Source organism: Limnohabitans sp. DM1, from assembly GCF_001269385.1.
GTDB lineage: Bacteria > Pseudomonadota > Gammaproteobacteria > Burkholderiales > Burkholderiaceae_C > Limnohabitans_A.
Genome location: NZ_CXOO01000014.1, coordinates 108,911 through 123,335 on the forward strand (window position 1 = coordinate 108,911; position 14,425 = coordinate 123,335).

A 14,425-nucleotide genomic window follows, 5' to 3' on the forward strand; every position below is an offset into this window, starting at 1 on the left:
CCGACATGCCCGCTGTGTCATCCCGGGGCCGTGGTCGCCGCACCATCGCCGAAATCAATATGGTGCCCTTCATCGACGTGATGCTGGTGCTGCTCATCATCTTCATGGTCACGGCCCCCATGATCACGCCCAGCATGGTGGACCTGCCCAGCGTGGGCAAAGCCGCCAAGCAGCCCGACAAAGTCATTCAAATCACCATCCAGAAAGACGAACGCCTGGAGCTGGTCAGCGACGGCAAAACCGACAGCGCCACCCTGAACAGCGTGGCGGCCAGCGTGCAGCGCCTGATGGGCGACGAGCAAAACACTGCCGTTGTCATCAGCGCCGACCGCAACGTGAAATACGAAACCGTCGTCAAAGTCATGGACAGCCTGCAACGCGCTGGCATTGCCCGTGTGGGCCTGTCGGTCCAGTTGGCCCCTTGAGGATTCGGTTTTGAACGCCAAGGCAGCCCCGCACCTCGAATTTGCACCGCCCCCTCAGCCCGGCGCGGGCAGAGCATGGCTCACTGCAGGCCTGGTGCACGCGCTGCTGTTCCTGGCCCTGGGCCTGGCCACCGCCTGGAAAACCCAACCCCAAACCGTGCAAGCGCAAGCCGAACTGTGGTCCGCCACACCCCAAGAGGCCGCCCCCAAACTGCAAGAGCCCCCACCCGAGCCCGAGCCCGAACTCAAGCCGGCCACGCCCAAAGCCAAGCCCACCCCACCGCCGCCGCCAGCGCCCGACCCCGCCATCGAGCGGCGCGAAGCCCAAATTGCGCTCGACAAGCAAAAACAACTCGAAAAAAAGAAAGAAACCGAAAAAGCTGAAAAGGAAAAAGTCGCCAAGGCCAAGGCTGAACAGCAACGCCTGCAGCGCGAAAAAGAAGAAAAAGCCGCCAAAGAGAAAGCGGAAAAAGACAAAGCCGCGAAAGAAAGAGAAAAAGAACGCGACAAGAAAAAGGCTGCTGAAAAAGCCGATGCAGCCCGCGCCGACGCCCTGCGCCAGGAAAACCTCAAACGCATGCAAGGCATGGCCGGTGCTTCAGGCGGCGAAAACGCCACAGGCTCGGCCCTCAAATCATCCAGCCCCTCGGCCAGCTATGCGGGCCGCTTGGTGGGCCGCATCAAACCCAACATCACCTACCCCGGCGATGTGGTGGGCAACCCACGCGCCGAAGTCGAAGTCAGAGTCAGCTCCGACGGCACCATCACGAGCCGCCGCATCGTCCAAAGCAGCGGCAACAAAGCCTGGGACGACGCCGTGCTGCGCGCCATCGACAAAACCGAGATCCTGCCCAAAGACACCGATGGCCGCGTGCCCCCCATCATCATCCTGGGCTTCAGGCCGCAAGATTGAGCGGGGCAGTTGCCCCATCAAAGGCAAGCGGCATCCTGTAGGTCGGTGGTCGAAGACCCCAACAAGGGCGCGGGCCGCCAGGTTTTATTGCGAAACGGTGCGCAGGTTCAGCATGGGGTGGTTGTCTTCGTAGACGATGGCGGCCTGGCCTTGGTCGGCTTGGGTCATCCAGCTGGCCAATGCGGCGTCAGAGGGGAAGAAGCGAGCTTGCTCGCCCAGCGCCAGCTCGGCGCGGGCGCCTACGGTGTCGCTGCGACGCTCCAGCGTCAGGCGCACGGGCAGGCCGCGCACCAGTTCGCCCTGTTCGGTTTCTTCGCGCTGAGCCGGGAATTCCTTGACCAGGCGGGCCACATCGGGCGCACGGCCATTGACGGTCACGCGCAGGAATTTGCCATAGCGGCAACGGGCCTGCCCCAGGTCCATGATTTGTTCCATCTTGAGGCGAAAACCGCCTGAAAAACGGTCGGCCTGCATTTTGGCCGTGACGATGATCAGCTCGTCGTCCTTGAGCAAATGTTTGGCTGAATTGATCAGACCCTCGTCGGCAGTAGCCTCCATCACGCCCGATTTGTCGTCGAGCTTGAAGATCGCCACTTTGCCGCGCTGGCCGTTGATGATGCGCAAGTCGCTCACGATGCCCGCCAGCACCATGGACTCCCGGCTGTCGATCAGGTCGTCGATCTTGCGGCGGGCAAACTGGCGCACCTCGCGCTCGACCGCATCGAACAAATGGCCCGACAGGTAAAAGCCCACGGCGGTTTTCTCAAAGGTCAGCCGCTCTTTGATGCCCCAGGGCATCACATTGGCCAAGTCAGGCTCTTGCGTGCTGGAGCCATGCGAGTCGTCGCCCAGCATGTCAAACAGCCCGCCCTGGTTGGCGTTGGCCGCTGTGGCGCTGGCAAATTCAAAGGCCTTGTCGATGCTGGCCGACAGCGCCGCACGGTTCATCTGCAGCGAGTCAAAGGCCCCGGCCTTGATCAGCGCATCCACCGTGCGTTTGTTGATGCGCGAGCGGTCCACCCGCACGGCAAAGTCAAACAGGCTGGTGAAGGGGCCGCCTTCGTTGCGGGCGGCCACGATGGCTTCAATGGCCTGCTGGCCCGTGCCCTTGATGGCGCCCAGGCCATAGCGGATGATTTTGTCGGTCACCGGCTCGAAGCGATGCGTGCCCCGGTTCACATCGGGCGGGTCGAAGGTGATGCCGAACTTCAAAGCGTCTTCGTAGAGCACCTTGAGCTTGTCGGTGTCGTCCATTTCCACCGTCATGTTGGCGCAAAAGAACTCGGCGGTGTAGTGCACCTTGAGCCAGCCGGTGTGATAGGCCAGCAATGAATACGCAGCCGCGTGCGACTTGTTGAAGCCATACCCCGCAAATTTTTCCATCAGGTCAAAGACTTCGTCGGCCTTGTCCTGCGCAATGCCGTGGGTGGCCAGTGCCCCCGCGCGGAACTTCTCGCGGTGCTCGGCCATTTCTTCGGCCTTCTTCTTGCCCATGGCGCGGCGCAGCAAGTCCGCGCCGCCCAGCGAGTAACCGCCCAGAATCTGCGCGGTCTGCATCACCTGCTCTTGGTAAACCATGATGCCGTAGGTCTCAGACAGCATCTCGGCCACCGCCGGATGCGGGTATTCCACCACTTCACGCCCGTGCTTGCGGGCCACAAAGCTGGGGATCAGGTCCATAGGCCCCGGGCGGTACAAGGCGTTGAGCGCAATCAGGTCTTCCAGGCGGCTGGGCCGTGCGTCGCGCAGCATGCCCTGCATGCCGCGGCTTTCAAACTGGAACACGGCTTCGGTCTTGCCGTCCGAAAACAATTTGTAAGTCGGCGCATCGTCCAGCGGGATGTTTTCAAAGGCGAAGTTTTCCTGGCCCTTGTGGCGCTTCATGATGAATTCGCGGGCGATCTCCAAAATGGTGAGCGTGGCCAGGCCCAAGAAGTCGAACTTGACCAGACCCGCCGCTTCCACGTCGTCCTTGTCGTACTGGCTCACCGCCGATTCGCTGCCGGGCTGCTGATACAGCGGGCAAAAGTCGGTCAGCTTACCCGGCGCGATCAGCACGCCACCGGCGTGCATGCCCACGTTGCGCGTCATGCCTTCGAGCTTTTGCGCCAGCTCGATCAGGGTCTTCACATCCTCTTCGCGCTCAATGCGCTCGGCCAGGATCGGCTCCATCGCAATCGCGTAATTGTTTTTGTCGCCTTCTTTGGGCGTGGCGGGCGGGTATTGCAGCGTGACCGACATGCCCGGCTTGTTGGGAATCAGCTTGCTGATGCCGTCGCAAAAGGTATAGCTCATGTCCAGCACACGGCCCACGTCGCGGATCGCCGCACGCGCGGCCATGGTGCCGAAGGTGGCGATCTGACTAACCGCATCGCGCCCGTATTTGTCCTTCACATAGTCGATCACCCGGTCCCGGTTGCCCTGGCAAAAGTCGATGTCGAAGTCGGGCATGGACACCCGCTCGGGGTTCAAAAAGCGCTCGAACAGCAGGCTGTATTGCAGCGGGTCCAGGTCGGTGATCTTGAGCGCATAGGCCACGAGCGAGCCCGCACCCGAGCCCCGGCCCGGGCCGACAGGGCAGCCGTTGGCCTTGGCCCACTGGATGAAGTCACCCACGATCAGGAAGTAGCCCGGAAAGCCCATCTTCAAGATGGTGCCCAGCTCAAACTCCAGCCGCTCCACATAGCGCGGGCGTTCTGCATCGCGTTTGGCCTCGTCGGGGTAGAGGTGTCGCAGGCGTTCTTCCAGGCCTTCAAACGAGACGTGACGGAAATAGTCGTCCACCGACATGACCACGCCATTCACAGGCGGGATCGGAAAGTTCGGCAACTGCGGCTTGCCCAGCACCAGCGTCAGGTTGCAGCGCTTGGCAATTTCCAGCGTGTTGGCAATGGCGCTGGGCACATCGGCAAACAAGTCGCACATCTCTTGCGAGGACTTGAAATACTGATCCCGGGTGAACCGCCGTACCCGGCGCGGGTTGGCCAGGATTTCGCCCTCGGAAATGCACACCCGCGCCTCGTGGGCTTCGTAGTCTTCGGTCGACAAAAACTGCACCGGGTGCGTGGCCACCACGGGCAAATGCAAGCGGGCCGCCAAAGCCACCGCGCCTGCCACTTGCGGCTCGTCTTCGGGGCGGCCTGCGCGCTGCAGTTCCAGATAAAAACGGTGCGGAAAAATGGACGCCAATTGCAGCGCCACATCGGCGGCCTTGTCGCTGTCGCCTTGCACCAGGGCCTGCCCCACGGGGCCGGCCTGCGCGCCAGACATGAGAATCAGGCCTTCGGCCAGCTCCTTGAGCCAGGCCAGCTTGACCACTGCCACGTTTTTGACCACGTTTTGGGTCCAGGCCCGAGCCAGCAGTTCGCAAATGTTCAGGTAACCCTGGTGGTTTTGCACCAGCAAGGCCACACGGCTGATGACCCCCAGGTCCCCGCCCAGGCCTTCAAGGTTGATTTCTGCACCCAGAACCGGCTTGACGCCTTTGCCCCGGCCTTCCTTGTAGAACTTGACCCCGCCAAACAGGTTATTCAGGTCGGTCAGGCCCAAAGCGGGCTGGCCGTCTTTGGCCGCCGCCTTGAGCACTTCGTCAATGCGGCAGGTGGAGTCAACGACGGAAAATTCGGAGTGAAGGCGCAGGTGAACAAACATAGCAGGCCATTTTAGATGCCGTCGCCCTGGTCCAGGCGGCGCCGATAGTCAGACTCCCGCAGACTCAAGCTGGCCTAGTCGATCCGCATCTGGCTCTACCCATTTTCAATGAGACAATGTTCTGACAGATACGACACCCATACCCGCTTTCGTATCCGCTTTTGAATTCATTTTCAAATTTTTCAAATGCCCAAAAATCAAAAAAAGCCGCGCATCGGTTTGATCATGACCGAAGATGCCGTGTCCATGGACACCCCCAAGCTGATGGGCAGGCAGTCTGCAGGGCATGGCTTCCTCAAAGCCTGCCTGCAAAACCCCGATCTGCGTGAACGCATCACCCTGGTCACCCCTGCCGGAAAACCCCGCGAAGCGGTGCAGGCGGTGGTCAAGTCGCTCACTGCCAAAGAAGCCGCGCCCGCCCCTGTGCCCTGTCTGGACCTGAACGCCCCTGCTCAGTGGGCCGCGCTGGATGTGCTGCACATGCCCGCCCCGCTGGCCAATCTGCAACTGAGTCAGCGCAGCGCCTGGCGCCTGGACCACCTGGTGTTCAGCGGCGTGACCCACACCATCAGCTCGGCCCATGTCATGCAGCAACTGGCCGACTATGTGCGCACCCCGACCCGCCCAAGCGATGCCCTGATCTGCACCTCGCAGTCGGTGCGCACGGCGGTGGAGCGCATCTGGCGGGTGGAAAAAGCCGTGTTGCAGCGCCGCTTTGGCAGGTTTGAGCGCCAGCCCGAATTGCCCGGCCTGCCCATCATTCCCCTGGGCGTGCACACCCAGGACTTTGCCTTCAGCCCTGCGGACCGGCTGGCGGCCCGCACCACGCTGGGTTTTTCGCCGCAGGATCTGGTGGTCTTGTTTGTGGGGCGCCTGAGCTTTCATGCCAAGGCCAACCCGGTGGCCCTGTACCGCGCTGCGGCCGAGGTAGCGGTGCGCACCGGCCAACGCATCCGCATTCTGGAATGCGGCTGGTTTGCCAACGAAGCCACTGAAAAAGCCTTCAATGAAGTGGCCTTGCAGCACAACGTGCAGGTGCAGCGCCTGGACGGCCGCAAGCCCCACGCCCTCCAGCGCAGCCTGGCTGCGGCCGACGTGTTTTGCTCGCTGTCGGACAACATTCAGGAAACCTTCGGGCTGACCCCCATCGAAGCCATGGCGGCAGGGCTGCCTTGCATCCTGAGTGACTGGGACGGTTACCGCGAAACCTTGCAGCACGGCCAGCATGGCTTTTTGATCCCCACCCAAATGCCGGGGCCATCGGGGCTTGACCGCATTGAGCAGCGCTTTGCCAGCGAGCAGCTCAATTACGACCATTACATCGGCCACATGCAAGCCGTGACGGCGGTGGACGTGGAGCTGACCGTGCAGGCCCTGCAAACCCTGGTCACCCGGCCCGATCTGCGCCAGCAAATGGGCGCCGCCGGTCAAGCGCATGTGCGCCAGCAGTACGACTGGGCTGGCGTGGTGGCGCAGTACGACGCCCTGTGGACCGAACAAACAGCCCGCCTGGCGCAGCACCGAGGCCCCAGACTGCCCCGCCTGCATGCGGCGCAACTGAGCCCGGCTGACCTGTTTCGCCACTACCCCACCCAGCGCCTGACACCCGACACCCCCCTGTACCGGGCACCGGCTACTGGCGTGTACACCGGCAAGGCGGCAGCGTCCGCCGCGCAAAGCGCACGCCAGTGGAGCATGTGGAGCTTTCTGGCCCAGCACTGGATTGCAAGCCCCGATCAGGTAGCCAAAGGCACACAGGCGCTGCACCCGGAGCTGCCTCAAAGCATCCAGCACTGGGGCCAGACCCAGCAACTGAGCCGCCCCCAAAGCCTGCGCCTGGCGGCCTGGCTGATCAAAATCGGGCAGGCCAGCACGCAGCCACCGGCACCAGAGAGCGCTTTGCGCAGCGTGCACCTGATCGCAGGCGACAAACAGCATGCCGCGCAAGGGGACATCCAAAGGCTGCTGGCTGACAAGCGCTGCGTGCTGAACCTGACGCCCGGCACCTTGCAAGAACAGCTGCACCAGATTCAGCAGTGCGGCGGGCATGCGGTGCTGCTCGCGCCCCAAGAGACGCTGCATGACTTCTGGCTGATCGAACGCCTGCACGATGCCTTTGCGCGATTCGCGCTGGTCAAACTCTCGCAGCACGCGCTGGCCATACGCCACGACCTGCTGGCCGCATTCACGGCAATGAACGCCTGCGAAGACAGGAGCTGGCCCGCTGACTCGGCCCGCTTGCATGCGGCTTTGCTGCAAGTGGCGCAAAACGGCCAACTGCCCACAGGCGACTGGGCTGTCGCCTTGAGCCCTGCGCCCCTTCACACCCAAGCCCAGGAGGTGCCCCGTGGCTGACACATTCCCCGCCTTGGGGGTTCCCGAAAAGCCCGCTGGTGAGCTGGTGTTTGTCTGCGCCACACGCCTGAGCACAGCAGATTTCTGGACACAAGCGCCCCTGGGCCTGTCCCTGACCGAATTGCAGCGCCGGGGCGTAGCATTTCGGCTGGAGCTGGCCAGCCACAACCTCAGCCCCCTGGCCACCCACTACAACAAGGCCATTGCCTTAAGCCGCCCCGACAGCCTGCTGGTGTTCGTGCACGACGACGTCAGACTCGATGATTTCTGCTTGGTTGAGCGCCTGCTGGAAGCCTTGGCCGTGTTCGATGTGGTCGGCGTGGCGGGCAACCAAGGGGTCAAGCCCGGCCAGGGCGCCTGGGCCTTTGCTGAAAAAATGGGCACCTGGGACTTGCCGCACAAACTGCTGGGCGGGCTCAACCACATCACCCCCAAACACACCAACGGCTTCAGCCTGTATGGCCCCACGCGTGCGGCCGCCCGCTTGCTGGACGGCGTCTTCATCGCTGCGCGTGCAGGCACCTTGCAAGAAGCCCATGTGCAGTTTGCCCCGGAGCTGGCTTTTCACCTCTACGACCTGGACTTTTGCCTGCTCGCGCACCGCGCCGGTTTGCGTCTGGGGGTCTGGCCGATTGCCATCACCCATTACAGCGCGGGCGACTACCGCTCGGACGCCTGGAAGGCCGCTTACAAAATCTACCGTCAAATGCATTGGCCCCAAGCCAGCCAGAAAGCGGACAAAGCCGACCCCAACCCCGCAGCCCCGAACACACTGGCCGCAGACAAGAGCACCCCATGAAGCCCCTTGCCGACAACCCCTTGTTGAACTACTTCATCAACAACAACCAGCGGGCCATTCACAAATGGACGCATTACTTTGAGATCTATCACCGGTGCCTGGCGCCCTACCGCCAGCAGGAAAACCTGAAGTTCCTGGAGATCGGCATCCAGAACGGCGGCAGCGCCCAGATGTGGAACCAATACTTCACGCAGGGTAGCTTCCACTACATCGGGCTGGACATCGACCCACGTTGCAAAGCGCTCGAAAAAGAAGGCCTGGAAGTCTGGATCGGTGACCAGGCGAGCCGGGACTTTTGGGCGGGCTTCAAGCAAAAACACCCGCAGCTGGACATCGTGCTCGATGACGGCGGCCACACCATGGAGCAGCAAATCACCACCTTCATCGAGCTGTTTCCGGCGCTCAGCGATGGGGGGCTCTACATCTGTGAAGACACCCACAGCAGCTACCTGTCCAAGCTCGGCGGGGGCCTGAAAAAACCCGGCACCTTTCACGAGTTTGTCAAAGGCATGATCGACGACATGCACGGCTGGTACCACCAAAGCGATGAGGCCATTGCCAAAAACTACCTGTGCAATCACCTGTATTCGATCTCGGTGTTTGACTCGGTCATCGTCATGGAAAAACGCCGCAAAAACCCACCCATGAGCCTGGCCACCGGCTTTGAAGGCCCGATCAGCAACCCGGCCTTCATGGACGCCAAGTTCCTCAAATCCAAACTGGGTTGAGCGCGCAAGCCGCCGCCCGTGCCGACGATGAAAATCCTCTTTATCCATCAGAACTTTCCCGGCCAATACCGGGCGCTGGCACCCTCCATGGCCAAGCTGGGCCACGAGGTCATGGCCATCTCCAGCCGCAAAGAAACCACCATCCAGGGCATCCCCAACGTCAGCTATGACAACGCCCGGGGGTCCAGCAAAGGCATCCACCCCTGGCTGCCCTCGACCGAGGCGGCCGTCATCCGGGGCGAAGCGGTGGCGCGCACCCTGAGCCAACTCATGAAAAACGGCTTCACACCCGATGTGATCGTGGGCCACGCCGGTTGGGGCGAGATGATGCTGGTGCGCCAGGTGGCGCCGCACGCCCGCATCACCAGTTTTTGCGAGTATTTCTACAACGGCAAAGGCAGCGATGTGGACTTTGACCCCGAATTTGCCGCCGCCCCGGACGCCGTGATGCGCTGCCATGTGCGCAATTTGCACCTGACCTCGTCGCTGGTCGACTCCGACGTGGGGCTCTCGCCCACCGAATGGCAGGCCAGCCAGTTCCCGGCGTTTTTGCGCCAGCGCATCGAAGTCTGTCATGACGGCATCGAAACCCACCGCCTCACGCCCCGCGATGACGCCTGGATACAGCTGGGCCGCGACAACATCAAGGCCCAGATGGGCGATGAAATCATCACCTTCATCAACCGCAACCTCGAACCCATGCGCGGCTACCACAGCTTCATGCGGTCCTTGCCCCACATCTTGTCCGAACGCCCCAATGCCCGCGTCATTTTGCTGGGCGGCAGCGAAGTCAGCTATGGCCCGGCGCCGCCCACAGGCGGGGGGTACAAGGCCCAGTTCCTGCGTGAGGTGCAAGACAAGATCGACCTGTCGCGGGTGCACTTTGTCGGCCAGGTGCCCTACACCACCATGGTCAACATGCTGCGCGTCTCGGCCGTGCATGTGTACCTGACGGTGCCCTTTGTGCTGTCCTGGTCCATGCTCGAAGCCATGAGCCTGGGCTGCTGCGTGGTGGGCTCGGCCACGCCGCCGGTGCAAGAAGTCATCACCCATGGTCAAAACGGCCTGCTGGTGGACTTTTTTGACCCCGAAGCCATTGCCCGCCAGGTGTGTGATGTGCTGGCCCGGCCGAAAGATGTCAAAGACATCCGCCGCGCTGCGCGTGCGCATGTGGTCAAGCACTACGACTATCAAAAGGTTTGCCTGCCGCGCCACCACCAGATCATCACCGGCATGCCCATGCCCACATGACAACCCCACCCCAGGCTCCTGTTTTCCCTATGGCTTCTTCGTCCCCTTTGCCTGCTTTGGGCCCCGCCGACCTCGCCAAGGCCCAGGCCCTGTTCGCGCTGGGTGCGCAACTGCACGCCGACAAACGCCTCGATGGATCGCAGGCGCTCGCCACCTTCGAGCAAGCCCGTCAACTGGCCCCGAGCAGCCCCGAAATCCTCAACGCCCTGGGGGCCGTGCTCTCGCGCATGGGACGCCATGAAGAAGCCATGGCTTATTTTGGGCAAGCCCTGCAACACCAGCCCCTGCATGCTGACGCGCTGGAAAACCTGGCCGGACTCCTGCACCGCACCCAGCGTTATGAGCAGGCCGCCGAGCATCTGCAGCGCTGGCTGCAAGCCGCGGCCGGGCAAGCCCACTTGGCCCCCTATGTGATGGGGCGGCTGGCCTACACCCGCCGCCTGATGGCCGACTGGCGCGACGATGCCGCGCAAACCCGGGCCTTGCAGCAGGCCCTGAACGCCGGACACACGGCAGCGTTTCCGTTTGAGTTTTTAGGCTTCAGCGACGATCCGGCCGAACACCTGACCAGCGCCCGCACCCTGGTGGCCGACCGCCACCCCGCCAAACCCCAAGCCTTGTGGCAAGGCCAACGCTGGACAAATACGCGCATCAAAGTGGCCTATGTGTCCAACGACTTTTGCAACCACGCCACGGCGGTGCTGCTGGCCCAGGTTCTGGCCTTGCATGACACAAGCCGGTTTGAAATCTTTGCCTTGTCGTGGAGCCCGCTGCAAGACGCCATGCACCAACGCATCCGCAACGCGGTCGAGCATTTCATCGACATCTCCACGCTGAGCGACGAACAGGTGGCGCAGTGGCTGCATGCCCAGCAAATCGACATCTGCATGGACATCAAGGGCTTTGCCAGCCATTACCGCTTGGGCATTTTTGCGCACCGGCCCTGCCCCCTTCAGGTCAGTTATCTGGGCTACCCCGGCTCTTCGGGGGCATCCTATATGGACTACCTGATTGCCGACGCACATGTCATCGCACCCGAAGACAGCGTGCACTACAGCGAACACCTGGTGCGCCTGCCGCACAGCTACCAGGCCAACGACCCCACCCGCGAAGTGGCGCCCCCACCCACCAGCCGCCAGGCGCTGGGCCTGCCCGAGCGCGGCAGCGGCACACAGGGCTTTGTGTTTGCCTGCTTCAACAACAGCTACAAAATCACCCCCGAGCTGTTTGCCCAGTGGATGCAGGTCTTGCAGGCCACACCGGGCAGCGTGCTGTGGCTGCTCGAAGCCAATGACTGGGTCAAAAACAATTTGCGCCAGCAAGCCCGCGAGCAGGGCGTGGACCCGGCCCGCTTGCTGTTTGCCCCGCGAGTGCCCACGCCCGAGCACCTGGCCAGGCACGCCGGGGCCGACCTGTTTCTGGACACCTTTCCGGTCAACGCCCACACCACCGCCGCCGACGCCTTGTGGATGGGCCTGCCCGTGCTCAGCCGCTATGGGCGCAGCTTCTCCAGCCGCGTCGCCTATTCGCTGCTGCACGGCTGCCAAGTGCCCGGCGGCGCCCCGCTGGTGCAAGAGCTGGCTGTGGACCAGCCAGATTTGTATGTGCAGCGCGCCATTGACCTGGCCCGTGACCCGGCCCGTTTGCAGCGCCTCAAAGACCACCTGCACACGCAGCGCACCCACTTGCCGCTGTTTGACGCCGCCCTGACTTGCCACCACCTGCAAGCCGCTTACAGCGCCATGTGGCAACGCTGGCAAGCGGGCTTGGCCCCAGCGGCCATGGACATTGCCGCCAGCGAACCCAGCCGCTCAGCGCCTGTGCCATCCCAAGCCCAGGCCCCAGCCCGGCCTGCGACCACCGACCTGGCGCAAGCCACGGCCAGCCAGCTGCAAACCCTGAGCTTGGGGCTACTGGCCTCGGGGCCGCCGCAGCTGGCTTTGGCCGTGTTTGATGCGGCGCTCAAGGCCCGCCCGCAAGAGTCGGCCCTGTGGCGGGCCCGTGCCCACACCGCTTTGCGCCTGCCCGACGCGGCCCTGCGCGCCCAAGGCCTGGCCGACTTGCAGCGCGCCCACCAGCTGGACCCCACGCATGAGCGCCTGCGCTATGAACTGGCGCTGACGCTGGAGCAGTCGGGCGATGTCGCCGCCGCTTGCCAGCACCTGGCGCATCTGGAAACGCAGGCCCCCCAAGACAGCCAATACCCGCTCAAACATGTGCGCTGCCTGCGCAGCATGGGCCAGCTCGAGGCGGCCTTGGCCGTGTGCCAGCAATGGGTGAAGCGCCAACCCTCTGAGGCACAGGCCTGGACCCAGCAAGCCTCGGTGCTTTGGGCACTGCAACAAGCCGTGCCCGCCACAGCCAGCGTGCAAGAGGCGCTGCGCCTGGCCCCCGATGCCGCTGACGCCTTGAACCTGCGCGGCCTGCTGGGGCGCGAAAACGGCCTGCCCACCAGCCAAGCCCTGGCCGACTTCGAACGCGCCCACCAGCTGGAGCCTGCCAACCCCTATTACCTGTCCAACATCGCCATCACCCTCGATGAGTTGGGGCGCCTGAGCGCCGCCCTGCCCTGGTGGCAAAGCCTGCTGAAGTTGCCGGGCACGCCGCCCGCCGACGTGCTGCTTTTGCAGGCACACGGCGCTGAACAGCTGGGCCAAACACAGCAAGCCATGGACTTGTTCCTCCAAGCCGCGCAAGCAGAGCCGGACAACTTTGACGCCTGGCTGCAATACGGCCACAGCTGCACCTCGCTGGGCAAAGACCAAGAGGCCAAAGACGCCTATGTGCAGACCCTGCGCATTGCGCCGGACAATGTGCATGCCCTGTCGGCCCTCATGCGTGCCGAACGCTGCGTGGGCGACTGGCAGCACCACACCCCCCGTTTGGCGCAGGTGCTGCACGCCGCCGAGCACAGCGATGTGCCGGTCAACCCGTTTTTGATGACCATCGTGAGCGATGACCCCGCGCTGCAACGGCGGGTGGGCGAACTCGAATCGGCGCAAATCGGCCAAAACATCACACCCATACCCTGGCCCCCTGCAAGCCAAGCGCCCCGCCCTGCGGGCCAGCGCCTGCGCATCGGGTATTTTTCGGCCGATCTGCACGACCACGCCACCAGCTACCTGATGGCCCAGATGCTCGAATCACATGACCGCCAGCGCTTTGAGGTGTTTGCCTACAGCTTTGGGCCTGATGCCAAAGACCATGCTTACCGCCAGCGCCTGGTGCGCGGCATCGAACACTTTCACCAAGTCCATCACCTGGGCGCACGCCAAATTGCCGAGCTGGCGCGCACGCACGGCATCGACATTGCCGTGGACCTCAAAGGCCACACCCGGCAAGGACGGCCGCAGATTTTTGCCTGGCGTGCCGCGCCCCTTCAGGTCAGCTACATCGGCTTTCCGGGCACGCTGGGTTCACCGTGGATGGACTATGTGGTGGCCGACACCCACGTCATCCAAGCCGAAGACCTGGCGCATTACAGCGAAAAAGTCGTGCGCCTGCCCGGCTGCTACCAGGCCAACGACACCCAAAGAGCCGTGGCCAGCCCCGGCTTCAGTCGGCAAACCGCAGGACTGCCCGCCGATGCCCTGGTGCTGTGCTGCTTCAACAGCACCTTCAAGATCAAGCCCGAAGTGTTTGACACCTGGCTGGGCTTGTTGCACGACTTGCCCCAAGCCGTGCTGTGGCTGTTTGACAAAAACCGGCAAGTGCAAGACACCCTGCGGCAAGTGGCGCAAGCGCGGGGCATTGCGCCTGAACGGCTGGTCTTTGCAGGCTATGCCCCGCTGCCCATGCACCTGTCGCGCTACCGCCTGGCCGACCTGTTTTTGGACACGGCCCCCTACAACGCCCACACCACGGCCAGCGACGCCTTGTGGGTGGGCTTGCCGGTGCTGACCCTGCGCGGACGCAGCTTTGCCTCACGCGTGGGTGCCAGCTTGCTCAGCACGCTGGGCCTGCCCGAGCTGATCACGCACGACCTGACCGAATACCGCGCCCAAGCCCTGGCCCTGTGCCAACAACCCGGGCAACTGGCCGCCTTGCGCCAGCGCGTGCTCAAAAGCCCCCACCGCGCCGAGCTGTTTGACGGCCAACGCCTGGCCGCCCGCATGGAGGCGGCCTATCTGCGCATGGACCAGCGTCAACAACAAGGCCTCCCGCCCGAGTCCTTCGACGTGTGATACGGTGGGCTCCGGCGCAGGGGCCATGCCGGGGCTGAAGCCGCCGACCTACAAATTCCGTGCATTCGCAGGTCAGTGGCTTTATCTCCAACGTTTGTCGACTTCGGCACAGGCCCCCA

Annotated in this window: 8 protein-coding genes; 7 read left to right on the plus strand and 1 reads right to left on the minus strand. The window is 63.3% G+C overall.

Annotated elements, in window-relative coordinates; all coding sequences use genetic code 11:
• Nucleotides 1-5 precede the first annotated feature (5 nt).
• Both tolR and tolA read left to right on the plus strand, forming a co-directional pair.
• Nucleotides 6-425, plus strand: a complete 420-nt coding sequence (gene tolR, locus AMM33_RS05520) for a protein TolR (RefSeq protein ID WP_090139376.1) — start codon at nt 6-8, stop codon at nt 423-425.
• A 10-nt stretch (nt 426-435) separates the two neighbouring features.
• Nucleotides 436-1,338, plus strand: a complete 903-nt coding sequence (gene tolA, locus AMM33_RS05525; protein WP_090139377.1) for a cell envelope integrity protein TolA — start codon at nt 436-438, stop codon at nt 1,336-1,338.
• 84 nt (nt 1,339-1,422) lie between these two features.
• Here tolA and dnaE read toward each other — a convergent pair whose 3' ends face one another.
• Nucleotides 1,423-4,989, minus strand: coding sequence for a DNA polymerase III subunit alpha (gene dnaE, locus AMM33_RS05530; RefSeq protein ID WP_090139378.1), 3,567 nt, complete (start codon nt 4,987-4,989; stop codon nt 1,423-1,425).
• Between the two features lie 186 nt (nt 4,990-5,175).
• On the opposite strand from dnaE, the gene AMM33_RS05535 reads away from it, so the two are divergent.
• The 5 genes from AMM33_RS05535 to AMM33_RS05555 are packed head-to-tail and all read left to right on the plus strand — an operon-like array spanning nt 5,176 to nt 14,306.
• The gene (locus AMM33_RS05535; RefSeq protein ID WP_090139379.1) at nt 5,176-7,344 is read left to right on the plus strand and encodes a glycosyltransferase family 4 protein; all 2,169 of its coding nucleotides are present in this window, start codon (nt 5,176-5,178) and stop codon (nt 7,342-7,344) included.
• Nucleotides 7,337-8,143: a glycosyltransferase gene (locus tag AMM33_RS05540; protein WP_194945256.1), complete on the plus strand. Its 807-nt coding sequence runs from the start codon at nt 7,337-7,339 to the stop codon at nt 8,141-8,143. Before AMM33_RS05535 ends, AMM33_RS05540 begins: the two co-directional genes overlap by 8 nt.
• Complete coding sequence (locus AMM33_RS05545; protein ID WP_090139381.1) at nt 8,140-8,871, plus strand: class I SAM-dependent methyltransferase; 732 nt, start codon at nt 8,140-8,142, stop codon at nt 8,869-8,871. Before AMM33_RS05540 ends, AMM33_RS05545 begins: the two co-directional genes overlap by 4 nt.
• 27 nt (nt 8,872-8,898) lie before the next feature.
• A complete protein-coding gene (locus AMM33_RS05550) occupies nt 8,899-10,122 on the plus strand; it encodes a glycosyltransferase family 4 protein (protein WP_090139382.1) in 1,224 nt (407 codons plus the stop codon).
• Nucleotides 10,123-10,151: 29 nt separating this feature from the next.
• Nucleotides 10,152-14,306 (plus strand): O-linked N-acetylglucosamine transferase family protein, encoded by a 4,155-nt coding sequence (locus AMM33_RS05555; protein WP_194945257.1) that lies wholly within the window; start codon nt 10,152-10,154, stop codon nt 14,304-14,306.
• Nucleotides 14,307-14,425: the final 119 nt, after the last annotated feature.